Consider the following 25,514-nt stretch of genomic DNA (forward strand, 5'->3'; position numbering starts at 1 on the left):
TGGGTCCGGTTGCGGGGGTGTGAGCGGCATGGATGCCGCGACCAAGCCCCCATGGACGGGTTTACGGCGTCCCCCGCAACCGGACCCACCCCGCGGTCCCACACATAGCCAGCTGTTGCCGTTGCTTCGGCTTGAGGCTTCGGCAGGTGCAGGGCGGCAGCCCTGCAAACCAGCCCCCCCTCAGCGCTCGGAATGCCCGCTCTGGTCGTAATCGCGCGGACTGAACAGTTCCGGCTGGATCAGCTCGATGAACGCTCGTGCCTGCGCCGACAGCGCCCTGCCGCGGCGCACGATCACGCCATAGCTGCGCTCCGGGAACCAGCGCTTCATCGACCGCGCCGCCAGTCGCTCGTGGTCGGTCTCGTTCAGGCACAGCGCCGGCACGATGGAAATACCCATGCCCATCGCCACGTACTGCTTGATTACTTCCCAGCCGCCCACCTCGAGGGCGACGGTGTACGCGATGCGATGGCGCTGGAACACCTGGTCGACCAGACGGTAGGTGATCTGCCGCTTCGGCGGCAGCACCAGCGGATAGCGGGCGATGTCGGCCAGCTCCAGCTCCGCGCCCCGGGCCAGCGGATGGTCATGCGGCGCGATCAGCACCTGCTCGAAACGATAGGCCGGGGCGTAGCTGAGGTCGGCGGGCACGTCGGTCATCGAGCCGATGGCAAGGTCAGCGGCGTCCTCGCGCAACAGGTCGGTGCCGTCCGCGCTGATCGCGTTGTGCAGGGTCAGGCGCACGTCCGGGTGATGCATGCGGAAGCGCTCGACGATCTTCGGCAGCAGGTACAGGATGGTCGAACTGTTGGCCGCGATGTTCAGTTCGCCCGCATCCAGCCCGCGCACCTTGTCGCGGAAGCGCGCCTCCAGCCCGTCCAGGCTCTCCACCAGCGGTTGCGCCATTTCGTACAGCAGCTGGCCCTCGCGGCTGGGCACCAGGCGGCGGCCGCTGCGCTCGAACAGCGGCACGCCCAGCTCCCGCTCCAGCGCCTGCAATTGCAGGCTGATGGCCGGCTGGCTGACGAAAAGCGCCTCAGCCGCCCGTGAGACTGAACCCAGACGCACGGTCTGGCAGAACGCACGCAAGGGTTTCAGGCGGTCGGATTTGTAGGAAAAACGAGGACTTGGCGAGCTGCGCGTGGTCATGGCGTAACGAGTATTAGCACAATTTATGTAAATCATTGCAAAAACTGTTTTGCCAAATACTGAGCGCCAGCGGCACGGTGGAGACGTTCCCCACTGCTGGAGTCGTCCCATGTCCGCCGTCGCTTCCGCTGTTCCCTCCCCCGCCGCCAAGGCCACGCCCGGCATCGCCCTGGCGACCCGGGTGGCCGGCCAGGACACCCTGCTGCCGGCGCCGCTGCTGGCCCTGCTGGTGTCGCTGCACCGGGCGGTGGAGCCGGGTCGGCAGGCGCGGCTGCAGGCTCGCCGTGAGCGCCAGGCGTTCTTCGACCGCGGCGGCCTGCCGGACTTCCGTGAGGACACCGCCGCGATCCGCAGCGGCGACTGGACCGTCGCACCGCTGCCAGCCGCGCTGCAGGACCGCCGCGTCGAGATCACCGGCCCGACCGATCCGAAGATGGTCATCAACGCGCTGAACTCCGGCGCCAAGGTGTTCATGGCCGACTTCGAGGATTCGACCTCGCCGACCTGGCGCAACCTGCTGGCCGGGCAGCAGTCGCTGGCCGCTGCGGTGCGTGGTGACCTGGAGTACACCGCGGCCAATGGCAAGCACTACACCCTGCGCCCGTACGACGAGCAGGCCGTGCTGATCGTGCGCCCGCGTGGCTGGCATCTGGACGAGAAGCACGTCCGCATCGATGGCCAGTTCCTGGCCGGTGGGCTGTTCGACGCGGCGGTGTTCGCCTTCCACAACGCCCGCACGCTGCAGCGCAAGGATCGTGGCCCGTACTTCTACCTGCCCAAGCTGCAGAGCATGGAAGAGGCGGCCCTGTGGGAGACCGCGCTGTCGCACATCGAAGGCATGCTGGGCCTGCCGCACGGGCAGATCAAGGTGACCGTGCTGATCGAAACGCTGCCGGCGGTGTTCGAGATGGACGAGATCCTGCACGCGCTGCGCGACCGCATCGTCGGCCTGAACTGCGGGCGCTGGGACTACATCTTCTCTTACCTGAAGACCTTCCGCCGCCACGCCGACCGCGTGCTGCCCGAGCGCGGCCAGGTGACCATGACCCAGCCGTTCCTGAAGGCGTATTCGGAACTGCTGATCCAGACGTGCCACCGCCGGGGGGCACATGCGATGGGCGGCATGGCGGCGCAGATTCCGATCAACAACGACGCCGCTGCCAACGAGCAGGCGATGGCGCGTGTGCGTGCCGACAAGCTGCGCGAGGTGAGTGCAGGCCATGACGGCACCTGGGTCGCGCATCCGGCGCTGATTCCGGTGGCGATGGCGATCTTCGACGAGCACATGCCTGCGCCCAACCAGCACCACGTCCTGCGTCAGGACGTGCGCGTGGGCCGCGACGAACTGATCGCGCGTCCGCCGGGCACCATCACCCGCGCCGGCTTCGAGGGCAATGTCGAAGTCTGCGTGCGCTACCTGGCCGCGTGGCTGGACGGCAACGGTTGCGTGCCCATCCATCACCTGATGGAAGACGCGGCCACCGCCGAGATCAGCCGCAGCCAGTTGTGGCAGTGGTTGCATACCCCGGGCCAGCAGCTGGACGACGGCACTGCCATCGACCTGGCACTGCTCGACACCACCCTGGCGCAGCTGCCCGCACGCCTGGGTGATACCACGGCGCTGCCCGGCGGCGCGCGCATCGGCGAAGCCATCGCCCTGCTTGGCGAACTGAGCCGCAACGATGAACTGACCGACTTCCTGACCCTGCCGGCCTACGCGCGCATCGACTGATCCCCGCGCCCGCTCCACGCCGCTTCCCTTCCCGCTGCACGCACCACTGAACTGGAGATAGACATGAGCACCCTGCCCACTGCCGAACAGATCCAGCACGACTGGGATACCAACCCGCGCTGGGAAGGCATCCAGCGCAACTACAGCGCCGCCGACGTGGTGCGCCTGCGCGGCACTGTCCATATCGAGCATTCGCTGGCCCGGCTGGGCGCGGAGAAGCTGTGGAAATCGCTGCACGAGCGCGAGTTCGTCAACGCGCTGGGCGCACTGACCGGCAACCAGGCCATGCAGCAGGTCAAGGCCGGCCTGAAGGCCATCTACCTGTCCGGCTGGCAGGTGGCGGCCGATGCCAACCTGGCCGGGCAGATGTATCCGGACCAGTCGCTGTATCCGGCCGATTCGGTGCCGGCGGTGGTCAAGCGCATCAACAACACGCTGCTGCGCGCCGACCAGCTGCATCACGCTGAAGGCAAGGACGACATCGATTTCCTGCAGCCGATCGTAGCCGATGCCGAGGCCGGCTTCGGTGGCGTGCTCAATGCGTTCGAACTGATGAAGGCGATGATCGAAGCCGGCGCCGCGGGCGTGCATTTCGAGGACCAGCTGGCATCGGTGAAGAAGTGCGGCCACATGGGCGGCAAGGTGCTGGTGCCGACCCGCGAGGCCATCGAGAAGCTCAACGCGGCGCGGCTGGCGGCCGATGTGCTGGGTGTGCCGACCCTGCTGGTGGCGCGCACCGACGCAGAAGCGGCCGACCTGCTGACCAGTGACATCGACGGCAACGATAAGCCGTTCACCACCGGCGAGCGCACCGTCGAAGGCTTCTACAAGACCCGCAACGGCCTGGAACAGGCCATCAGCCGCGGCCTGGCCTATGCACCGTATGCCGATCTGGTGTGGTGCGAGACCGGCAAGCCGGACCTGGAGTTCGCGCGCAGGTTCGCCGAAGCCATCCATGCGAAGTTCCCCGGCAAGCTGCTGGCCTACAACTGCTCGCCGAGCTTCAACTGGAAGAAGAACCTGGACGACGCCACCATCGCCAAGTTCCAGAAAGAGCTGGGCAGCTATGGCTACAAGTTCCAGTTCATCACCCTGGCCGGCTTCCACGCGCTGAACTACGGCATGTTCAACCTGGCCCACGGTTACGCGCGCCGGCAGATGAGCGCCTTCGTCGAGCTGCAGGAGGCGGAGTTCGAAGCGGCCGAACGCGGCTTCACCGCGGTCAAGCACCAGCGCGAGGTCGGCACCGGTTACTTCGACGCGGTCACCCAGGCGATCCAGCAGGGACAGTCCTCCACCACCGCGCTGACCGGTTCGACCGAAGAAGAGCAGTTCCACAGCGAACGCGCGGCCTGATCCAACGGTGGCCGTGCGATCGGCTGCCGACACCGCTCAGGGTGGCCAGGGAAGGGCCAGACAACGCCGGCCGGTCGGGGGACCTGCCGGCGTTGTTGTATCCCCTCGGCCCGGTCCCGCATGGCATCCGCGTCAATCGGGCGCACGCCTCGCCACGCAACTTGGCCCAAACCCTGTGAAGACGGGCATCAGCTTGATCCGGCAGGAATTTTTACGGACAGTCGTGCTCCCAAGGTGCAGCCCCCGGTCTCCACGCACCTACCGGCTGTCGATTCGTAAAAATGAGATAGGGCGCACACTTTAAAGCGGTGCTATGCTCCGCGGCTCACCAGGGGACGCTGGCGGCGGGTGCAGGGAATGACCGGCAGGGGTGCGGCCGAGAACACTGATGCAACGACCGGTATCGCCCATGTGGCGATGGCCGAGATCGTGCATGCGCTGCTGTCCGATGCCGAGGTCGCATTGTTCGCCAGATTCGGCCGGCCGCGCCGGCTCGAAGCCGGGCAGTGGCTGTTCCAGCGCGGCCATCGTGGCGAGCGCATGTATGTGATCCTGGAAGGCCGTATCGAACTGGATTTCGGCGAGGATCTGGTGATCAAGGTCCTCGGCCACCAGGAGTTCTTCGGCGAGCTGGGCCTGCTGGTCGGCGATCACCTGCGCAGTGCCGGTGCACGTGCGCTGGTCGATTGCCAGGTGCTGGAACTGGGGCCGGCCGATTTCCAGCGTCTGGTCGATGCCGATCCAGGGCTGGTGGCCTACTTCCTGCGCCGTACGATCATGCGCGTGCTGACCAACGAGCAGGCCCTGATCAGCCAGCTGCGGCGCCGCAACCACGATCTGGAAACGGCGCTCGACAATCTGTACATCACCACCCACCAGCTCACGCACACCCGTGAGCTGGTGCGTACCGACGAACTGACCGGGCTGCACAACCGCCGCGGGCTGACCCTGTACCTGCAGGAGTGCCGGGCCGATGGGCAGGGCGCACCGCAGGGCCTGCTGCTGATCGATTGTGATCGCTTCAAGCAGATCAACGACCGGCACGGTCACCAGGCCGGCGACCGGGTGCTGCAGAGCATGGGCAACATCCTGCGCTCGATGGCCGGCGAACACGACCTGGCCTGCCGCCTGGGCGGCGATGAGTTCTGCCTCATCCTGCGGCGCGGCACCCACGAAATCGTGCAGCATGCCGCCGAGTTCATCCTCAGCGCGGTGCATGGTCTACTCGAACGCAGCCATGGCACGCCCCATGTGAGCCTGGTGAGCATCGGCGCCAGCCTGCTGGCGCCGGATGCGGACTGGAGCGAGTGGTATGCGCGTGCGGACCGAGCGCTGTACCAGGCCAAGCGCGATGGCGGCAACTGCCTGCGCTGGGTGGACGCGCCGGACGGGCACTAGAGCGGAGACACCGGTGATGAAGGGCGACAAAGGAACGTCGGCGCCACACAACCAGCAGCTGCGCGCGCTGCTGTTCACCGACCTGTGCGATTCGCTGCAGCTGGTTGAGCGGATCGGTGATGTGGCGGCGGCCGAGCTGTTCCAGCAGCATGACCGTCTGGTGCTGGGTCTGCAGCAACGCTGGAACGGGCAGCTGATCGACCGTTCCGACGGCCTGTTCGTACTGTTCGAGCGCACCATCGATGGCGTCGGTTTTGCCCTGGCCTACCAGACTGCGGTGGAGGCGCTGGGGCGTGAGCGCGGCATCGTGCTGCGCGCGCGTGCGGGCCTGCATGTCGGTGACGTGCTGTTGTGGAACAACAGTGCCGAAGCAATGGCCCATGGCGCCAAGCCGGTGGAGGTGGAGGGCCTGGCCAAGCCGATGGCGGCGCGGCTGATGCAGCTGGCCTGGCCGGGCCAGGTGTTGCTGTCGGCCACCGCCGAGCAGATGGCACGGCGCGCTACCTCCACGCTGCCCTGGGCCAGCGAGGCGCTGCGCTGGAAGCACCATGGGCGCTGGCGCTTCAAGGGCATCACCGAGCGCCAGGATGTGTTCGAGATAGGCCTGCGTGGCAGTGCGCCGCTGCGTCGACCGCGCTCGGGCGAGAAGGCATGGCGCGATCTACCCTTGTGGCGGCGTCCCGCGGCCGTGGTCACCGAGGCCGCGCTGGCGGTGACGCTGGGCGTGCTGCTGTGGATGCTGCTGCGCCCGGCGCCGGCCATCGCCTTCGCCGAACGGGACTGGGTGATCCTGGCCGCGGTGCAGAACACCACCGCCTATCCGCAGCTGGACAGCAGCCTGGAGCAGGCGCTGTACATCAGCCTGGGTCAGTCACGCTTCGTCAACATCCTCAGCGAGTTGAAGGTGCGCGACACCCTGCAGCTGATGCAGCGCTCGCCACAGGCACGGCTGGACCGAGGCCTGGCCATCGAGGTGGCCCTGCGCGACGGCGCACGCGCGGTGCTGGTACCGAGCGTGCTCGAGCTCAACGGCAAGGTGCGGGTCAGTGTCGAAGTGGTCGATCCGCGCAGCGGGCAGACCGTGTATACGCGCTACGCCGATGGTCGAGGCCTGGAATCGATCCTGACCTCCACCGACCACGTGGTGGCGGCGCTGCGCGCCGACCTGGGCGAAGCGTTGCGTGATGTCGGTCGCGATCAGCGACCGCTGCCCACCGTGGCGACGGCCAATCTCGATGCCCTGCATGCCTACGCCAAGGGCGTCGATGCCACGGCGGCCGCCCGCTACGACGACGCACTGATGTTCTACGAGCAGGCCACCCGGCTCGATCCCGCATTCGCCTTTGCCTATGTGGGGCAGATGACCATCCAGCACGCCAAGGGCAACCTGGAGCAGGCCGCCGTGCTGTACCGAAAGGCGGTCAGCCAGCGTGCCCACCTGACCGCACGCGACCAGCTGTACCTGGACGCGTGGGCAGCGGATTTCGCAGGTGCACCGCCCATGCGCATCGCCGACAAGTGGCGCCTGCTGACCGAGCTGTACCCGGACGACCCGGCCGGTTGGATGAACTACGCCAAGATCCTGTACACCCAGGGCGACTATGACGGCGCCCTGGCCGCAACACAGCCGCTGCTGGCCCGCCAGCATTCTCGGCGTGCGCTGGTGCTGGTGTTCGTGGCGCGGGTGCAGCTGGCCCGTGGCGAAGTCGCCGCAGCCGAAGCGGCGCTGCGTGGCGCACGCCTTCATCCGGGCTGGAATGGCGATGGCATGGAGCCGGTGATCGCCGCGCTGGCTGGTGATTTCGAGGCCGCCAATGCCGGCTTTGCGGCGATGCCCGTATCGGGGCCGGGGACGCGCATGCTGCGCGCGGCGGTGCTGGCCATGCAGGAGCGCGCGCACGAGGCAGCCACCGACATGCGGCAGGTGGCTGCCCAGTGCACGACGGTCGGTGGGCTGTGCGACATCTACGCGCTGCAGGCACTGGCCTGGCGCGAACAGGAAGGCGACCACGTGACGGCGCAGGAATACCTGCGTGTGCTGGACCGGGCGCTGGCCGCGGTCGACCGTCGCCATCCTGCGCCAGCGCGCCGCAATGCATTCATCGCCCTGGCGGCGGCCTATCATGCCGCGCGCGCAGGCCACGCCTCGGTGGTGATGCAGCGCAGGGACCCGCTGCAGGCCCTGCCCGAGCGCGACGCGGATCCGCGTCTGCGCGAGCTCTGGAACCTGCTGCGTGCCCGCATGGCCTTCGACCAGGGTGACCTGGACCAGGCGCAGGACCTGCTGGCGCAGCAGCCGTCGGCGAACCTGTTCCAGTGGCGGGTGCTGCAGCTGGATCTGGTGACCGCGCGCGGCGACCAGGCCGCGGTCGCACGGCAGGCGGCGTGGCTGCAGCGCCACGCCGGCCTGGCATTTGCTGAAGACACCGGTGACTACGCTCTGTTGCCACTGAATGCGATGGATGTGCAGCGGCTGGCGGCAGGCCGCGCCGCCGCAGTGATGCCTGACAAGAGCACGGTGGCCGCGCCCTGAGGCCGGTCTATCGATCCAGGCCGGGCAGGCCATCCTCGAACAGGAACGGCACGGTGAACGAGGCACGCGCGTCCAGCAGCTCCCGCAGGCGCGGAGCGGCCTTGGCGAACTCGGCCTTGCTGCCCAGCGTGGCCAGCGGCGTATGGCAGGCGCGCACGCAGTCTTCATCGGCGCCCAGATCGAGCAGTGCCTGGCCCGGATCAGCGGCGAAAGCCTTGCGGAAGTCATCGTCGCTGGACAGGCGTTCCAGCAGCTGCTGGACGACGTGGGTGGGAAGCGGTGAAGAAGACATGGCGTGCAACCGACGGGCTGGGAAAATGGAAGTATCGGCGGCGATCGTGCGAAGTTGATGGCAGGCACGTGCATCGCGCTATGATCGGCGCCCCCGCAGGCCTTTCGATTGCACGCCGATGAGATTCCGCCGTTGCCGGACACTGTTCGTCGAGCCGGTCGAACGCCCGGCCTTTGCATTGGCCGACCTGATGGCCGGCGGCACCGGGGTGACCTTCGAGCAGCGGCTGCAGGTGCGTACCGCCCACCTGCCTTCGGCATGCGAGATCGATGCAGACAGCTGCGCCTGGCTGTTGGCCTGCAGCGCCGAGCATTGGCAGCCGATGCCGGAGGATGCGGCCTGCCGCCGCCGCGTACTGGCGCTGCTGCAGCAGGGACTGCTGGTCAGCGAAGATCCGGCCCATGCCGAGGCCTGTGCGGCCGAGCAGCGCGTGCGCGACAGCCACTGGTGGCCGCTGTCGGCGCTGCACTACCAGCAATCCTGCTGGGATGGCGTGGACAGCAGCGCGGACATGCAGCGTCAGCAGCTGGTGACCGCGCGCGACCTGGTCCGCAGCTTCGGCAATCCGCCGCCGGAGGCGCCGCCACGCCAGCCCGGCGCGCTTGCGCTGCCCCGCTGCGATGATGATCCGATGCAGGAACTGCTGCAGGCGCGTGCCACCTGCCGGAATTTCGATGCGACCCGCGCGCTGCCGCTGCCGTTGCTGGCACGGCTGCTGCAGCAGGTGCTGATGGCGCAGGCACAGGTGGAAACCGATCCGGACGTGCGGTTCCTGAAGAAGAACGTGCCCTCGGCCGGCAGCCTGCATCCGCTGGAAGCCTATCTGATGGTGCGCGACGTGCAGGGCCTGGCGCCGGGGCTCTACCATTACCACGCAGTCGCGCATGAACTGGCCCCGCTGCCGGTGCAGCCCGACGATCCCGCAGGGTTCCGCCTGCGCCTGCTGGCGGGCCAGCACTGGTTCGCCGATGCCCACGTGCTGCTGGTACTGGTGTGCCGCTTCGAGCGCACCTTCTGGAAGTACCGCAACCACGCCAAGGCCTACCGTGCGGTCATGCTCGACGCCGGGCACATCTCGCAGGCGTTCTACAGCGCGGCCACCGCACAGGGCCTGGGCGCGTTCGTCACGGCGGCCATCAACGAGGCCGAGGCCGCGCGCGCGCTTGCCCTGCAGCCGATGGCGGAAGGCGCGCTGGCGGTATGCGGCTTCGGCTGGCGCGCGGCAACGATGCAGACCTCGGAGATGGACCCGGCGGGCCGTGTCTGGCCCGCCAGGATCACGCCGTAGCGTGGCTCAGGCCGCTTCGAAGTCGACCAGCACCGCGCCGTCCCCGACCTGGTCGCCGGCCTTCGCCCGGTAACCCTTCACTGTGCCGTCGGCCGGTGCCTGCAGGGTGTGCTCCATCTTCATCGCCTCGAGTACCACCAGCGGCGTGCCGCGCTTGACCTGGGCACCGGCCTCGACCAGCGTGGCCACGATCCTGCCGGGCATCGGCGCCAGCAGGCTGCCTGCATCGGCCACCGCATGCTCCGACTCGCCGACCGGGTCGTGCAGGGTGAAGCGGTGCTGGCCATCGGCGCCGAACAGATACAGCTGGTCACCCTCGCGCAGCAGCTGCAGTGACCAGCGACGGCCGTCCAGCTGCACCGTCAGGTGCTGGCTGTCGAGGCGACCGAGCACCGACTGCGGGGCCGCATCATCACATTGCACACGCCAGCCATCGGCCTGTGCCCACACCTTCAGCACGTGCCGGCGCTCTCCCTGCTGCAGCGGCAGCACGCGGGGCGCGGGCGCACCCAGGCGCCAGCCATCCTGTGCGCGCCAGGGCGAATGGGGATCGCGCGGGTCGCTGCCGGCGTCGGCCGTGCTGGCAACAGCAGCGACCGCGGCCAACTGCCACAGTGCATCGTCGCTGTCACCGACGGCACTCAGGGCGGCCTGCTCGCGTTCGATCAGTGCGGTATCCAGCCGGGCGTGTGCGAATGAATCGGTGTGGACCAGCCGGCGCAGGAAACCGGCATTGGTGGTCACGCCCACCACCTGGCAGTCGGCCAGCGCCTGGCTCATGCGGCGCAATGCGCTGTCGCGGTCCACATCCCAGACGATCAGCTTGGCGATCATCGGGTCGTAATACGGCGTGATGGCGTCGCCTTCCTCCACGCCGGTATCCACGCGCACGTTGGCCGAGGCCGCCGGCAGGCGCAGCCGACGCAGGGTACCGGTGGACGGCAGGAAGCCGCGGTCGGCATCTTCGGCGTACAGCCGTGCTTCGATCGCGTGGCCGTGGATGGCCAGCTGGTCCTGGCGCAGCGGCAGTGGCTGGCCGCAGGCCACGCGCAGCTGCCATTCCACCAGGTCGGTACCGGTGATGAACTCGGTGACCGGGTGCTCGACCTGCAGGCGGGTGTTCATTTCCATGAAGTAGAAATCACCGTCCGGGCCGGCGATGAACTCCACCGTGCCCGCGCCGACGTAGCCCACGGCGCGTGCAGCGTCGACCGCCGCCTGGCCCATCGCCGCGCGGCGCTCGGCACTCATGCCCGGTGCCGGGGCCTCTTCCAGCACTTTCTGGTGCCGGCGTTGCACCGAGCAGTCACGCTCGAACAGGTAGACCGCATCACCGTGGCTGTCGCCGAACACCTGGATCTCGATATGGCGCGGTCGCTCGACATACTTCTCGACCAGCACATGGTCGTTGCCGAACGCCGAGGCGGCCTCGCGCTGGCAGCTGGCCAGCGCATCGATGAAGTCCTCGCTGCGTTCGACCTTGCGCATGCCCTTGCCGCCACCGCCGGCGCTGGCCTTGATCAGCACCGGATAGCCGATCGTATCGGCCTGCGCGCGCAGGAAGTCCGGCGCCTGCTGGTCACCGTGATAACCCGGCGTCAGCGGCACGCCGGCTTTGGCCATCAAGGCCTTGGCCGCGCTCTTGTCACCCATCGCGCGGATCGCGCTGGCCGGCGGCCCGATGAAGGTGATGCCGGCGGCGGCACAGGCATCGGCGAAGTCGGCGTTCTCGGACAGGAAGCCGTATCCGGGATGGATCGCCTGCGCGCCGCTCCGGCGTGCGGCGTCGAGCAGGGCCTCGCCGCGCAGATAGCTCTCGCGTGCCGCGGCCGGCCCGATGTGGATGGCCTCGTCGGCCAGGCGCACGTGGCGGGCGTTGCGGTCCGCATCGGAATACACCGCCACTGTGGCGACGCCGAGGCGGCGGCAGGTGGCGATGACGCGGCAGGCGATTTCGCCACGGTTGGCGATCAGGACTTTGGTGAACATGGCGACAGGCTCGGTCATGGCGCGGGTTACATGCGGAACACGCCGAAGCGCGTCTGCTGCGGGGCGGCGTTGAGGCTGGCCGACAGCGCCAGGGCCAACACCCGACGGGTATCGGCCGGATCGATCACGCCGTCGTCCCACAGGCGCGCGCTGGCGTAGTACGGGTGGCCCTGCTGCTCGAACTGCTCGCGGATCGGCGCCTTGAACGCGTCCTCTTCCGCGGCTGGCCATTGCCCGCCCTTGGCTTCGATGCCATCGCGACGCACCGTGGCCAGCACGCTGGCGGCCTGTTCGCCACCCATCACGCCGATGCGTGCGTTGGGCCACATCCACAGGAAATTCGGCGAATAGGCCCGCCCACACATGCCGTAGTTGCCGGCGCCGAAGGAGCCGCCGATCACCACGGTGAACTTGGGCACCTTCGCGCAGGCGACCGCCATCACCAGCTTGGCACCGTCCTTGGCGATACCGCCCTGTTCGTACTTGCGCCCGACCATGAAGCCGGTGATGTTCTGCAGGAACAGCAGCGGGATGCCGCGCTGGGTGCACAGCTCGATGAAGTGCGCGCCCTTCAGCGCGGACTCGGAGAACAGGATGCCGTTGTTGGCGATGATGCCGATCGGGTAGCCGTTCAGATGGGCGAAGCCGGTGACCAGGGTGGCGCCATAGCGCGGCTTGAACTCATCGAAGCGCGAGCCATCGACCAGGCGTGCGATCACCTCGCGCACGTCGTAGGGCTTGCGCGTATCGGCCGGGATCACGCCGTACAGTTCGTGCGCCGGCAGCAACGGTTCCTCCGGCGGCTGCATCGCCATCGCCGGTTCCGGCTTGCGCCAGTTCAGCTGGGCGATGATCGCGCGGACCCGTGCCAGCGCCTGCAGGTCGTTGTCGGCCATGTGGTCGGCCACGCCGGAAATGCGCGTGTGCACGTCCGCGCCGCCCAGTTCCTCGGCCGTCACCACTTCACCGGTGGCCGCCTTCACCAGCGGCGGGCCGCCGAGGAAGATGGTGCCCTGCTCGCGCACGATCACCGTTTCATCGCTCATCGCCGGCACGTAGGCCCCACCGGCGGTGCAGCTGCCCATGACGCAGGCGATCTGCGGGATGCCCTGCGCGGACAGGTTGGCCTGGTTGTAGAAGATGCGGCCGAAGTGGTCGCGGTCGGGGAACACCTCGTCCTGCAGCGGCAGGAAGGCGCCACCGGAGTCGACCAGATAGATGCACGGCAGGTGGTTCTGCTCGGCGATCTCCTGTGCACGCAGGTGCTTCTTCACCGTCATCGGGTAATAGGTGCCGCCCTTGACCGTGGCATCGTTGGCCACGATCACGCACTCCACGCCGCTGACCCGGCCGATACCGGCGACCACGCCGGCTGCCGGCACAGCGTCGTCATACATGCCATGAGCAGCCAGCGGCGCGATTTCCAGGAAGGCACTGCCGGCATCGAGCAGGGCGTCGATGCGGTCGCGTACCAGCAGCTTGCCGCGCGCGGTGTGCTTGGCGCGTGCCGCCTCGCTGCCGCCCAGGGCAGTGCGGGCGAGGGTGGCGTGCAGATCGTCGACCACGGCCTGCATCGCCGCGCGGTTGCTTTCAAACGTGTCGCTGCCCGGTTGCAGCTGGCTGTTCAGGACGGTCATGGGGTGGCCTTACAGAGTGCGCTGGAACAATTCACGGCCGATCAGCATGCGGCGGATCTCCGACGTGCCCGCACCGATCTCGTACAGCTTGGCATCGCGCCACAGGCGGCCGGTCGGGTACTCGTTGATGTAGCCGTTGCCACCGAGGATCTGGATCGCCTGCCCGGTCAGCCAGGTGGCTTTCTCGGCGGCGTACAGGATCGCACCGGCCGCGTCCTGGCGGGTGGTACGGCCCTGGTCGCAGGCGCGTGCCACGGCGTACACGTAGGCGCGGCAGGCGCCCAGGCCCACGTACATGTCGGCGATCTTGGCCTGGATCAGCTGGAAGCTGCCGATCGCTTCGCCGAACTGGTGGCGTTCGTGCACGTACGGCATCACCACGTCCATGGCCGCAGCCATCAGCCCCAGCGGGCCGCCGGACAGCACCACGCGCTCGTAGTCCAGGCCGGACATCAGCACGCGCACGCCACCGCCGACGCTGCCGAGCACGTTCTCTTCGGGAATCTCGCAGTCCTGGAACACCAGTTCGCAGGTCGGCGAGGAGCGCATGCCCAGCTTGTCCAGCTTCTGCGCGGTGGAGAAACCCGGCATGCCCTTTTCAACCAGGAAGGCGGTGATGCCCCTGGCGCCGGCGTCCATGTCGGTTTTGGCATAGACCACCAGCACATCGGCGTCCGGGCCGTTGGTGATCCACATCTTGTTGCCGTTGAGGACATAGCGATCGCCACGCTTGTCGGCGCGCAGCTTCATCGATACCACGTCCGAACCGGCGCCGGGTTCGCTCATCGCCAGTGCGCCCACCTTGGCGCCGCTGCACAGGTCGGGCAGGAAGCGCTGCTTCTGCGCCTCGCTGCCGTTCTTGCGCAGCTGGTTCACGCACAGGTTGGAGTGCGCGCCATAGGACAGGCCGATGCCGCCGGAGGCGCGCGAGACCTCTTCCATCGCCACCACGTGGGCCAGGTAGCCCATGCCGGTACCGCCGTATTCTTCCTCGACGGTAAGGCCGAGCAGGCCCTGTTCGCCCAGTTTCGGCCACAGTGCCTGCGGGAACTGGTTGGTCGCATCGGCCTCGGCCGCCAGCGGCGCGATCTCGGCGGCGGCAAAATGGGCCACGCTCTGGCGCAGCAGGTCGATCTCTTCACCGAGATCGAAGTTCAGGGATGGCACGTGCATTACAGCGGCTCCACGGCGGCAAAGTGGGGGATGGACGCACCCAGGGCTTGCCGGCGATGGTTTCCAGGACCGCGCCGGCACGGGCGAGGGCCCAGCGTAACGGGGTTCGGGAAAGAAGTGAACACAAATTCAAAAATTGAAACCAGAATCAAAACATGGCCTACAAACGCTCTGCACTGATGGAAGAACGCCTGGCCGGGGCCCGCGAGCGGATCCTGCTGGCAACCCGTGAACGGGTCGCCACCGGCGGCTGGCGAAACGCCCCGGTGACCGCCGTGGCAACCCAGGCGGGGGTCTCCACCGGCCTGATCTACCGTCATTTCCCCTCCAAGGCCGACCTGTTCGTGGAGGTGCTCAACGCGGCGGTGGCCCATGAAGTGGCGATCATGGAACGCATCGCCAGCGGCCCGGAGGCCGCCAGCGAGCGCCTGCGGCTGGCCATCGCCGCCTTCGTGCGTCGCGCCCTGGCGGGTCCGGGGCTGGCCCACGCCTTCATCGTCGAACCGGTCGATCCGGACGTGGAAGCCGAGCGCATGCGCGGCCGCCGTGCCTTCGGTGATGTGTTCCTGCGCCTGGTGGAGGAAGGCGTGGCCGCCGGCGAACTGCCTGCGCAGGATGCGCATGTGGCGGCCGCGTGCCTGGTCGGGGCCTTCACCGAAGCGATGGTTGGCCCGACTGCGCCCAGCCGTGAAGCGCATCGCGACGAGGATGCGCTGGTCGACGCCATCTGCAGCTTCTGCCTGCGTGCCATCGGCGCACCGGTAAATCGGTAGCGCCGGGCCATGCCCGGTGGCTTGTGTTGCTGGGGTCAGATCCCTTTTGCGGCGCAAAAGGGATCTGACCCCAGCCCCCGGCATGTTGCGCCGCACCAGCATTGACGCCTGTTGTCGCGCGCAGGGCGCGTTCTATACTCGGCCCATCACGCAGTCGCTCAGCCGTGGTCCAACGACTACCAGCCAGGGGTAACGAAGAGTGCGGAATTACGATCTGGAGTTCCTGAAACGCTTCTCCATGGTGATCGCGCTGTTGATGGCCATCACTCTGGGTCTGATCTTCCTTGCCGCCTTCCTGCACACCCGGATTCCGCCCGAGGTGTCGCCCACTGCGGCCAAACGCACCGAACAGCGCATCGCGCCGACCGGAGCCGTGTACGCCGGCAGTACCGGTGCGGCCGCGCAGGCGGCCGCCAAGGCGGCCGCGCTGGCCAAGGCCGCCTCGCAGGTGGCGTACGGCGGCACCACGGATGGCAAGGTCATCTTCGACAACCTGTGCACCGCCTGCCACACCACCGGCGTGGGCCAGGCGCCGACCCTGGACCGCGCGCACTGGGACCAGCGCATCACGCAGGGCAAGGACACGCTCTACAAGCACGCCATCGAGGGCTACACCGGCCCGGACGGCGGCATCATGCCTCCCAAGGGCGGCAACCCGGCGCTGACCGAGGAACAGATCCACGCCACCGTGGACTGGATGCTGGGCAACCTGAAGTAGGACCTTTCCGCAGCGCCGGGCCTGCCCTCGGCAGCCTCTGCGCCACCTGCGCGGGCGGCTGCCGGGCATGGGCCCGGCGCTGCGATCCCGTCGTCGACGGCCCCCGGGGCTTTGCCCACCTGGGCCGATCGCCGGGCTGCAGTCGGGCGTTCGTATTTCGGGGTTAGTCTGTGCCTCCCTTCCGTGGAGTCGCCCGTCGATGCGCCGCCGTTCCCTTGTTCTCGCCCTGTCCCTGCTGCTGCCGGCACCTGCCTTTGCCCAGGCCCAGCCGCAGGCCATGCCGGCCCCGGCGACGTCCACCCCGCGCAACTCCACCGTTGTACTGGCCACCGCGCCGGCCGACTGGCGCGCGCTGGACGGCCAGCGTGTGCGCATCGCTGCGCCGCTGACCCTGGCCGGCACCGACGCTCTGGAACGCTCCGGCCAGCTGACGGTCGCCTTCGGCGGTCGCCTGTGGCAGCCGACCGAAGTGGCCGCGCCGGGCACCGCCGGCATCGAACAGGTGATGGCTGACAACCTGCGCCGCCGCCTGGTCCTGGACGATGGCAGCGATGTGCGTGATCCGGGCAGCGTAGCCTACCTGCCGGGCGACCCGGTGCTGCGCACCGGCATGCTGCTGCGCAATGTGGAAGGCATCGTCCGCGTGGACGCGCAGGGCCGCCCGCAGCTGCAGGTCGAAGGCACGCTGAGCCTGCCCGCACTGCAGCGGCCGGCGGTGCCGGAGGTGCCTGGCAGCCTGCGTATCGCGGCGTTCAACCTGGAAAACTACTTCAATGGCGACGGCCAGGGCGGCGGCTTCCCGACGTTGCGCGGTGCCCGCACGCTGGAGGAGCACAAGGCCCAGGTGGCCAAGCTGGTCGCCACCATCAATGCGCTCGATACCCACATCGCCGCCCTCATGGAGCTGGAGAACGATGGCTACGGACCGCAGTCGGCCATTGCCGAGCTGCTGGCCGCGCTCAATGACCGGCCACACGCCGGGCCGGACGACGCATGGGTGGCGGTCGATCCGGGCGAAGGCCCCGGCACCAATCCCATCCGCGTCGGCATCATCTACAAGCGCGGTGCGTTCAAGACATTGGGCCCGCCGTTGACCAAGCTTGACGGCCCGTTTGCCGAGCACAGCCGCGCACCGCTGGCACAGGCTTTCCAGGGCAAGGGCGCACCGTTCATGGTGGTCGCCAACCACTTCAAGTCCAAGGGGTGCCGCGACGCCAGCGGCGCCGACGCCGACCGCAACGATGGCCAGGGCTGCTGGAATGCGACGCGCGTCGAATCGGCCCGCCAGCTCAACCAGTGGGTGCAGGCCGAAGCCGCGCGCCTGAAGGTGAAGGATGTGGTGATGCTGGGCGATTTCAACGCCTATGCGATGGAGGATCCGATCCGCACGCTGCACACGCTGGGCTGGCAGGACGCCTTCAAGGTGGCCAAGGTCGAACATCCCTACAGCTACGTCTACAACGGCTACAGCGGCCGCCTCGACCACGCCCTGCTGAGTCCGTCCATGGCCCGCCGCCTGGCGGGCGCCGCCGAATGGCACAGCAATGCCGACGAGCAGGACGCCAGCGGCTACCAGGGGCGCAATGTGCCCGGCCCATGGCGCAGTTCCGACCACGACCCGCTGCTGCTGGGCTTCGACAAGTAATGCCCAACGCCGGGGTCGGATCCCATTCCAACGGAATGGGCTCTGACCCCGATGCATCGCCGGGCCATGAACGCGTGGGCCGCACGTGGGGTCAGAGCCCATTCCGTTGGAATGGGATCCGACCCCCGGGCCGTACTCACCCCCAGGCGATCAATCCGATCGCCAGCACCGCCAGCGCCAGGCCGGCCCGGTTCCACTTCGTGGTCGGTTCGCCAAAGGCAAACACGCCCACCAGCGCGCCCAGTACCACCACGCCGATGTTCATGCCGGCGAACACCGTGGCCGGGCTGTCCGGCATCGCCTGGTGCGCGTGCACATAGAACAGGATGTTGCCGCCGTTGAGCAGGCCCAGCAGCGCACCCGCGCCGAGGTTGTGCCAGGCCAGCCGGCTGCGACCGCTGAAGTGCCGCCACAGCTGCAATGCCAGCATCAGCACGAAGGCCACGCTGAAGCTGGCCAGCACCGCCGCCATCGACGGCGTGCCGGACAGCGCCACCTGCTTGAGCAGCACGTCCACCACCGCGAAGCCGCCCCACACGCCCAGCAGCCAGCCCCAGCCACCCGGCGAGGACGCCACCGCCGGGCCGCGCGGGCGCAGGCTGATGGCCACCATCGCCAGCAGGCCCAGGCCGAGCCCGGCCAGCTTCCACGGCGTGGCGGTCTGGCCGAAGAACAGGAACGCCGCCGCCAGTGACAGCAGCAGCGACAGCCGCTGCGCCACGTCGCTGCGGACGATGCCGGCCACCGCCACCGCGCGGCCCAGCACCAGGAAGATCGAGGGCAGCACCACCGCCAGCGCCAGCAACGACGGCCACGGGGCATGCGGCGCGCGCAGCGCATCCAGCGGCGGCTGCAGCACCACGGCGGTCAGGGTCGCAGCCACCAGATAGTTCCAGGTGACCATCTGCGCAACATCCAGTTGGCGGCGTCCGGCCACCTTCAACAGCACCGAAACCAGCACGCTGCAGATCACGGCCAAAGACAGGTAGAGCATGGGGCGGGCACAGGGCAGGGGCGGGGGACGGTATCATGGTGCCATGCACAAGCCTTCGTTCCCCGTCGCCCCTGGCGAAACCGCCTGCCTCGAACTGGACGGCCCGGCCGGCCCGCTGGAAGTGGTCGTCGACCTGCCCAAGGCCGATGTGCCGGTGCAGCCGATCGTGGCCATCGTCTGCCACCCGCTGTCCACCGAGGGCGGCACCCTGCACAACAAGGTGGTCACCATGACCGCCAGCACCCTGCGCGAGCTGGGCATCGCCACGGTGCGCTTCAACTTCCGCAGCGTCGGTGGTTCGGCGGGCACCTTCGATGGCGGCGTGGGCGAGCAGGATGACCTGAAGACCGTGACCGCCTGGGTGCGCAGCCAGCGCCCCGACGACCGCCTGTGGCTGGCCGGCTTCAGCTTTGGTGCGTTCGTTTCGCTGAAGGCGGCCGCCACGCTGCAGCCGGAGGCGCTGATCTCGATCGCGCCGCCGGCCGGCCGCTGGGATTTCGACGGCGTGCAGCCTCCGGCCCGCTGGCTGGTGATCCAGGGCGAGCAGGACGAGATCGTCGACCCGCAGGCGGTCTATCAGTGGCTGGACGCGCTGCAGGCTCCGCATGAGCTGGTGCGGATGCCCGACACCAGCCACTTCTTCCATCGCAAGCTGATCGACCTGCGTGGTGCGTTGACCCACGGCGTCAAGCACTGGCTGGGCGCAGCGGCATGAGTGCAGTCGAGTTGACCCCGTCGCAGCGGTATGCGGCCGGGGTTGCCCGGGGTGACTGGCAGGACGACCCCGCCCAGCACGCGGCGCTGGCCGAGCTGGACCGCATCCACGTGGGCCTGCTGGACAACGCCGACGACGGCTGGCTGGACCGGTTGTCCTCGTTCTGGAAGAAGCCCGAGCCGGTCAAGGGGCTGTATTTCTGGGGGGGTGTCGGCCGCGGCAAGACCTTCCTGGTGGATCTGTTCTACGACGGGCTGCCGATCAAGCAGAAGTACCGCACCCACTTCCATCGTTTCATGCGCAGCGTCCACGAGCGCCTGCGCGAGCACCAGGGCCAGAGCGACCCGTTGGCGAAGATCGCCCAGGAATGGCGCAGCAACCTGCGCGTGCTGGTGCTGGACGAATTCTTCGTCACCGACATCGGCGACGCCATGCTGCTGGCGCGCCTGCTCGAACGCCTGTTCGCCGAGGGCGTGACCCTGGTCACCACCTCCAATACGGCGGTGGAGAACCTGTATCTCAATGGCCTGCAGCGCGAGAGCTTCCTGCCCGCCATCAGCCTGCTGCAGCGCTTCTGCGTCGAGCTGTACGCCGAAGGCACGGAGGATTACCGGATGCGCGCGCTGACCCGCTCGCCGGTGTACCGCGCGCCGCTGGCCGCCGACAGCGACGACTGGCTCGCCACGCGCTGGAACGAACTGAGTGGTGGTCAGCCCGCCAAGGCCGGCAACATCGAGATCGAAGGCCGCAAGATTCCGGTCCGCGGCCGTGGCAAGAGCATCGCCTGGTTCGACTTCGCCGCCCTGTGCGAAGGCCCGCGCGGCCCATCGGACTACATCGAGATCGCGCACGAGTTCAATACGGTGCTGCTGGGCGGCATTCCCGCCTTTGATCGCCTGAACGAGGACGCCGCGCGCCGCTTCGTCAACCTGATCGACGAACTGTACGACCGCCACGTCAACCTGGTCTGCACCGCCAGCACCTCGCCGGTCGAGCTGTACACCGGCCAGCGCCTGCAGGGCGCGTTCGAGCGCACCGCCTCGCGCCTGATCGAGATGCAGAGCGCTGAATACCTGGGTACCCCGCACCGGGCGTGAGGGCCCGGGAGCTGCACGATCTGCCGGAAGGGCAGCCGCGCGCAGGCGCTGCAGCGGCAGCTCGACGTTACCGGCTGGGCGCCAGTGCGTTGCCCTGCGGCCGCTCCTCCGGCCCGGTCGACACCTGCAGGCCGTTGTCGCTGCGCTCCAGCAGCCGCAGCGGCTGGCCCTGGTAACGCACTTCCAGCGCATCGTGGGTATCGGCCAGCGCACGCACCAGCGGGCACAACGCCATCGCGCTGGCCTCCACACGCTGGGCACCGGCTTCCAGGCGCCGGTCCAGCTCGGCATCCAGGCGCTCGGCACGTTCCTCCATGGCGTCGCTGCGGCCGGTGAAGACCTGCCAGAGCACGCTGCGGGCGATCGAGCCGGACAGCGTCTCGGCCATGTCCTGCACCTTCGCCTCGAATCCGGGACCGAAGGTCGCCTGTTCCCAGTAGCCCTTTCCGAGCGTCCCCTCGATCCAGTCATCCGCCTGCCGCCGCAGGCGCCTGACCTTGCGGCTGTTGGCGGTGCCGGTCAGGCTCTCGTAGACGCCATCGAGCGCGTCGAAGCTCAGCTGGCTGACATCGCGCGCCAATGCCGTGGCGGCGGGCATCAACCGGCGCGCGCCGGCCTCCAGCTGGCGCAGGCGGGCGGCATCGGCGTCGCTGACCGGCACGATCGTGTCATCCAGGCTCAGCACACCATCGTGGAACACCACCTCGTGCGGCGCCTGTGGGCCGTGTCGCAGCCAGATGCCGCCGCTGTCCACCAGCACGTCATAGTCCGTGCGGATGCCACACTGGTCCGCGTGCAGCTTCGGCGCGTCGGCCGCCTGCGCCGGCATGATGCACAGCGCCGACAGCACTGCCAGGGCAGGCAGTCGCAGGTCCATTGGACATTCCTTTTCCAGTCGCCAGAGCCCAGCGTCCGCCTCTCCGGCCTGTCCGTCATCGGCCGAAAGTCACGCCGTCCACCGGCTGCCCACCTTCTATCCACAGGGTTGTCCCTTGGTCATTCCGTTACTGTCATGTGAAGCTGTCATTGTTCTGTTTCCGCACGCCGTTGTACCGCCGGAATGACGCGTTCCGGTCTTGACTGCGCGGCCCGTTCCGGCAGGTCCAAAGCGTCCGATCCGGGCGCCGATGGCACGATCCTTGCGGCGCAAGGGATTGCCGAATTTCACTACATTTGGCGTTGACGGACCCCACCACCCCCACTATCTTGTGGCCATCGGTCGCAGCGACCCCACGTCGCAAGGACAACGGGGAAGGCGCAGAGGCGGGAGCCACGCGGCACCCCCGTCCACAGCGATACCCGTCGGCGACCGTCACGGCAGCGGCAGGCGCAGGTCTCACCTCCTGCGACGCCCAGCTGCCATCCTGGGCCGTCATGTCCTGGGCCGCGCCACCGATGCACCTGCAACCACCCCATCACGCCAAGAGGACACACGCCGTGACCACCGAAACCAGCGCCACCATCGAAAAGGAAAGCGAGTTCCTGTTGACGTCGCCGCCGACGGCCAACGCGATGAGTGTGACCAAGCGCAATGGCACGACCGAACTGGTGGACCTGAACAAGATCGTGCGTGCGGTGCAGCGTTCCTCCGAAGGCCTGCACGCCGTCGATCCGATGCGCGTGGCCACCCGCACCATTTCCGGCCTGTACAACGGCGCCACCACCCGCGAGCTGGACGAGCTGTCCATCCGCACCGCCGCCCTGCTGATCGGTGAAGAACCCGAGTACGGCCGTCTGGCCGCGCGCCTGCTGGCCAACTACATCGCCAAGGAAGTGTCGGGCCAGGAAATCTATGCCTTCTCGCAGTCGGTCAGCCGTGGCCATGAAGTCGGCCTGATCAACGACCGCCTGCTGAACTTCGTGCAGACCAACGCGCGCAAGCTCAACGATGCGATCGACATCTCGCTGGACCTGAACTTCGATTACTTCGGCCTGCGTACCCTGTACGACCGCTACCTGCTGCGCCATCCGCACACCCGCAAGGTGATCGAGACCCCGCAGCAGTTCTTCCTGCGCATCGCCAGCGCGCTGAGCGAGGACGTGTCCGAGACCCTGGCGCTGTACAAGCGCATGGGCAACCTGGACTACCTGCCGTCCAGCCCGACCCTGTTCAACTCCGGCACCACCCACGAGCAGCTGTCCTCGTGCTTCCTGCTCGATTCGCCGCAGGACTCGCTGGAGTCGATCTACTCCAAGTACGGCGACATCGCCCAGCTGTCGAAGTTCTCCGGCGGCATCGGCGTCAGCTACACCCGCGTGCGTTCGCGTGGTTCGCTCATCAAGTCCACCAACGGCCATTCCAACGGCATCGTGCCGTGGCTGAAGACCATGGACTCGTCCGTGGCGGCGGTGAACCAGGGCGGCAAGCGCAAGGGCGCGGCCTGCGTGTATCTGGAAACCTGGCACGCCGACATCGAGGATTTCCTCGAGCTGCGTGACAACACCGGTGACGAAGCCCGCCGTACCCACAACCTGAACCTGGCCAACTGGGTGCCGGACCTGTTCATGAAGCGCGTCGAGGCCGACCAGGAATGGTCGCTGTTCGATCCGCGCGTCGTGCCGGAGTTCACCGATCTGTTCGGCGAAGCCTTCGAGCAGGCCTACCTGCAGGCCGAAGCCCAGGGCAAGGCCAACCGCACCATCTCCGCCCGCAAGCTGTACGCCCGCATGATGCGTACGCTGGCCGAGACCGGCAACGGCTGGATGACCTTCAAGGACAAGTGCAACCGCGCCAGCAACCAGACCCTGCGTCCGGGCAACGTGATCCACCTGTCCAACCTGTGCACGGAAATCCTGGAGGTCACCTCCAACGATGAAACCGCGGTGTGCAACCTGGGTTCGATCAACCTGGGCAACCACTTCGACGAGCACAACGAGTTCGACTTCGAGAAGCTGGCCGAGACCGTGCGCCTGGCCGTGCGCCAGCTCGACCGTGTCATCGACCTGAACTTCTACCCGATCGAAACCGCCCGCCGCGCCAACCTGCGCTGGCGCCCGGTCGGCCTGGGCTGCATGGGCCTGCAGGACGTGTTCTTCCGCAAGCGCCTGCCGTTCGACAGCGCCGAAGCCCGTGCCCTGTCGAAGAAGATCGCCGAGACGATCTACTTCCACGCGCTGGAAACCTCGACCGAGCTGGCCCAGGAACGCGGCAAGCACCCGTCGTTCAACGATACCCGTGCCGCCAGTGGCGAACTGCAGTTCGACGCCTGGAACGTGGTGCCGGAAGACACCGCGCGCTGGGATGCCCTGCGTGCCCGCATCAAGGAGCACGGCCTGCGCAACTCGCTGATGATCGCGATCGCCCCGACCGCGACCATCGCCTCCATCGCCGGCTGCTACGAGTGCGTCGAGCCGCAGGTGTCCAACCTGTTCAAGCGCGAAACCCTGTCCGGTGACTTCCTGCAGGTCAACCGCTACCTGGTGAACGAGCTGAAGAAGCTGGGCCTGTGGACCGCCGACATGCGCGATGCCATCAAGCTGGCCGAAGGTTCCATCGCCGGCCTGACGCAGATTCCGGAAACCCTGCGTGAGGTCTACCGCACTGCGTGGGAACTGCCGATGCGTTCGCTGATCGACATGGCCGCCGAGCGTGGCGCCTTCATCGACCAGTCGGCCTCGCTCAACCTGTTCATGGAAAGCCCGAACATCGGCGCGATGTCGTCCATGTACATGTACGCGTGGAAGCAGGGCATCAAGACCACCTACTACCTGCGCTCGCGTCCGGCCACCAAGATCGCCAAGACCACGGTCAGCAACGCGGCCCCGGCCAAGGTGTTCAGCCCGGACGAAGCCATCGCCTGCTCGCTGGAGAACCCGGAAGCCTGCGAGGCCTGCCAGTAATCGCGCGCTGTGCCGTAGATGGAGCCGGGCTCGGCCCGGCTGCGCAATGACAAGGTAGCGCCGGGCCATGCCCGGCGTTTTGACCCGAGAAGACAAGGAAACACCCATGGCCGACAAGCCCAAGCAGATGCTGCTCGATCCCGGTTTTGAACTGACGTTGCGCCCGATGCGCTACCCGCAGTTCTATGACATGTACCGGAATGCGATCAAGAACACCTGGACGGTGGAAGAGATCAATTTCCAGATCGACATCACCGACCTGCACAGCAAGATGTCGCCGGGTGAGCGCCACCTGATCCATCGCCTTGTCGCGTTCTTCGCCACCGGCGATTCGATCGTGTCCAACAATCTGGTGCTGAACCTGTACCAGCACCTCAATGCGCCGGAAGCGCGCATGTACCTGTCGCGCCAGCTGTATGAAGAAGCGCTGCACGTGCAGTTCTACCTGACCCTGCTCGACAACTACCTGCCGGACCCGGAAGAGCGCGCCAAGGCGTTCTCGGCGGTGGAGAACATCGACTCGATCAAGAAGAAGGCCGATTTCTGCTTCAAGTGGATCGACTCGATCCAGGACCTGACCCGCATCGAGACCCGCGAACAGCGCCGCCAGTTCCTGCTCAACCAGATCTGCTTCGCCGCCTGCATCGAAGGCCTGTTCTTCTTTGCTGCGTTCGCCTACGTGTACTACTTCCGTTCGCGCGGCCTGCTGCCGGGCCTGGCCTCGGGCACCAACTGGGTGTTCCGCGACGAAAGCGCCCACATGGAGTTCGCGTTCGAGTCGGTGCGCGTGGTCCGCGAGGAAGAGCCGGACCTGTTCGATGACGAGATGAAGCAGCAGGTGTACGACATGCTGGCCGAAGCGATCGAATGCGAAGTGCAGTTCGCCGAGGACGTGCTGTCCGGCGGCGTGGCGGGCATCTCCACGCGCGACATGCGCCAGTATCTGCAGCACTGCGCCGACCAGCACTTCGCCAAGCTGGGCATGGAAAAGAAGTACAACGTGCGCAACCCGCTGCCGTTCATGGAACTGCAGGACGTGCAGGAGCTGACCAACTTCTTCGAACGCCGCGTTTCGGCCTACCAGGTCGGCGTGCAGGGCGAAGTTGCCTTCGACATGAACTTCTGACCCGTCCGGTCGGGCCTGTCGCAGCGAAAACCCCGGCCGATGCCGGGGTTTTTTGTGGG

Annotated in this window: 19 protein-coding genes; 12 read left to right on the forward strand and 7 right to left on the reverse strand. The window is 67.6% G+C overall.

Features of this window, described 5'->3' with window-relative positions; translation table 11 throughout:
• Positions 1-180: 180 nt before the first annotated feature.
• A complete protein-coding gene (locus IMX13_RS03205; RefSeq protein WP_193395738.1) occupies positions 181-1,149 on the reverse strand; it encodes a LysR family transcriptional regulator in 969 nt (322 codons plus the stop codon).
• A 109-nt stretch (positions 1,150-1,258) separates the two neighbouring features.
• Between IMX13_RS03205 and aceB the strand changes: the two genes are divergently transcribed.
• The 4 genes from aceB (at position 1,259) to IMX13_RS03225 (ending at position 8,168) form a co-directional block, all read left to right on the forward strand.
• A complete protein-coding gene (gene aceB, locus IMX13_RS03210; RefSeq protein WP_053518609.1) occupies positions 1,259-2,881 on the forward strand; it encodes a malate synthase A in 1,623 nt (540 codons plus the stop codon).
• A gap of 63 nt (positions 2,882-2,944) precedes the next feature.
• Positions 2,945-4,237 carry an isocitrate lyase gene (aceA, locus tag IMX13_RS03215; protein WP_053518608.1) on the forward strand — a complete coding sequence of 431 codons (1,293 nt, stop codon included), beginning with the start codon at positions 2,945-2,947 and terminating at the stop codon, positions 4,235-4,237.
• 357 nt (positions 4,238-4,594) lie between these two features.
• The gene (locus tag IMX13_RS03220; protein WP_053518607.1) at positions 4,595-5,635 is read left to right on the forward strand and encodes a GGDEF domain-containing protein; all 1,041 of its coding nucleotides are present in this window, start codon (positions 4,595-4,597) and stop codon (positions 5,633-5,635) included.
• Between the two features lie 16 nt (positions 5,636-5,651).
• Positions 5,652-8,168, forward strand: coding sequence for a putative peptide modification system cyclase (locus tag IMX13_RS03225; protein ID WP_193395739.1), 2,517 nt, complete (start codon positions 5,652-5,654; stop codon positions 8,166-8,168).
• A gap of 7 nt (positions 8,169-8,175) precedes the next feature.
• Here IMX13_RS03225 and IMX13_RS03230 read toward each other — a convergent pair whose 3' ends face one another.
• Positions 8,176-8,460, reverse strand: a complete 285-nt coding sequence (locus tag IMX13_RS03230; protein ID WP_053518604.1) for an NHLP-related RiPP peptide — start codon at positions 8,458-8,460, stop codon at positions 8,176-8,178.
• A gap of 118 nt (positions 8,461-8,578) precedes the next feature.
• Between IMX13_RS03230 and IMX13_RS03235 the strand changes: the two genes are divergently transcribed.
• On the forward strand, positions 8,579-9,748 hold the full coding sequence (locus IMX13_RS03235; protein WP_193395740.1) for a putative peptide maturation dehydrogenase: 1,170 nt from the start codon (positions 8,579-8,581) through the stop codon (positions 9,746-9,748).
• Positions 9,749-9,754: 6 nt separating this feature from the next.
• Here the strand turns inward: IMX13_RS03235 and IMX13_RS03240 are convergent, their stop codons facing one another.
• Genes IMX13_RS03240 through IMX13_RS03250 form a run of 3 tightly spaced genes read right to left on the reverse strand, consistent with a single transcriptional unit; the run spans position 9,755 to position 14,547 of the window.
• Positions 9,755-11,737 (reverse strand): acetyl/propionyl/methylcrotonyl-CoA carboxylase subunit alpha, encoded by a 1,983-nt coding sequence (locus IMX13_RS03240; RefSeq protein ID WP_193395741.1) that lies wholly within the window; start codon positions 11,735-11,737, stop codon positions 9,755-9,757.
• 26 nt (positions 11,738-11,763) lie between these two features.
• Positions 11,764-13,374, reverse strand: a complete 1,611-nt coding sequence (locus tag IMX13_RS03245) for a carboxyl transferase domain-containing protein (RefSeq protein WP_065174183.1) — start codon at positions 13,372-13,374, stop codon at positions 11,764-11,766.
• 9 nt (positions 13,375-13,383) lie between these two features.
• Positions 13,384-14,547: an isovaleryl-CoA dehydrogenase gene (locus tag IMX13_RS03250; protein WP_053518598.1), complete on the reverse strand. Its 1,164-nt coding sequence runs from the start codon at positions 14,545-14,547 to the stop codon at positions 13,384-13,386.
• A 155-nt stretch (positions 14,548-14,702) separates the two neighbouring features.
• On the opposite strand from IMX13_RS03250, the gene IMX13_RS03255 reads away from it, so the two are divergent.
• The 3 genes from IMX13_RS03255 to IMX13_RS03265 all read left to right on the forward strand — a co-directional run bounded on the left by IMX13_RS03255 (position 14,703) and on the right by IMX13_RS03265 (position 17,683).
• Positions 14,703-15,320 (forward strand): TetR/AcrR family transcriptional regulator, encoded by a 618-nt coding sequence (locus IMX13_RS03255; RefSeq protein ID WP_053518597.1) that lies wholly within the window; start codon positions 14,703-14,705, stop codon positions 15,318-15,320.
• A 199-nt stretch (positions 15,321-15,519) separates the two neighbouring features.
• Positions 15,520-16,038, forward strand: coding sequence for a c-type cytochrome (locus IMX13_RS03260; RefSeq protein ID WP_053518595.1), 519 nt, complete (start codon positions 15,520-15,522; stop codon positions 16,036-16,038).
• 199 nt (positions 16,039-16,237) lie between these two features.
• Positions 16,238-17,683: an ExeM/NucH family extracellular endonuclease gene (locus tag IMX13_RS03265; protein ID WP_193395742.1), complete on the forward strand. Its 1,446-nt coding sequence runs from the start codon at positions 16,238-16,240 to the stop codon at positions 17,681-17,683.
• A 136-nt stretch (positions 17,684-17,819) separates the two neighbouring features.
• Here the strand turns inward: IMX13_RS03265 and IMX13_RS03270 are convergent, their stop codons facing one another.
• On the reverse strand, positions 17,820-18,677 hold the full coding sequence (locus IMX13_RS03270; RefSeq protein WP_053518593.1) for a hypothetical protein: 858 nt from the start codon (positions 18,675-18,677) through the stop codon (positions 17,820-17,822).
• A gap of 43 nt (positions 18,678-18,720) precedes the next feature.
• Here IMX13_RS03270 and IMX13_RS03275 point away from each other — a divergent pair, with 43 nt between their 5' ends.
• Together IMX13_RS03275 and zapE are read left to right on the forward strand one after the other, a co-directional pair.
• Positions 18,721-19,392: a CocE/NonD family hydrolase gene (locus IMX13_RS03275; RefSeq protein ID WP_111186532.1), complete on the forward strand. Its 672-nt coding sequence runs from the start codon at positions 18,721-18,723 to the stop codon at positions 19,390-19,392.
• Complete coding sequence (zapE, locus tag IMX13_RS03280) at positions 19,389-20,489, forward strand: cell division protein ZapE (protein WP_053518589.1); 1,101 nt, start codon at positions 19,389-19,391, stop codon at positions 20,487-20,489. The genes IMX13_RS03275 and zapE overlap by 4 nt, the downstream gene beginning before the upstream one ends.
• A gap of 67 nt (positions 20,490-20,556) precedes the next feature.
• Here zapE and IMX13_RS03285 read toward each other — a convergent pair whose 3' ends face one another.
• A complete protein-coding gene (locus tag IMX13_RS03285; protein ID WP_053518587.1) occupies positions 20,557-21,366 on the reverse strand; it encodes a DUF2884 family protein in 810 nt (269 codons plus the stop codon).
• Positions 21,367-21,926: 560 nt separating this feature from the next.
• On the opposite strand from IMX13_RS03285, the gene IMX13_RS03290 reads away from it, so the two are divergent.
• Positions 21,927-24,329, forward strand: coding sequence for a ribonucleoside-diphosphate reductase subunit alpha (locus IMX13_RS03290; RefSeq protein ID WP_053518585.1), 2,403 nt, complete (start codon positions 21,927-21,929; stop codon positions 24,327-24,329).
• A 106-nt stretch (positions 24,330-24,435) separates the two neighbouring features.
• Positions 24,436-25,455 carry a ribonucleotide-diphosphate reductase subunit beta gene (locus IMX13_RS03295; RefSeq protein ID WP_005420683.1) on the forward strand — a complete coding sequence of 340 codons (1,020 nt, stop codon included), beginning with the start codon at positions 24,436-24,438 and terminating at the stop codon, positions 25,453-25,455.
• Positions 25,456-25,514 lie beyond the last annotated feature (59 nt).

This window comes from Stenotrophomonas sp. B2 (assembly GCF_014947095.1).
GTDB lineage: Bacteria > Pseudomonadota > Gammaproteobacteria > Xanthomonadales > Xanthomonadaceae > Stenotrophomonas > Stenotrophomonas maltophilia_P.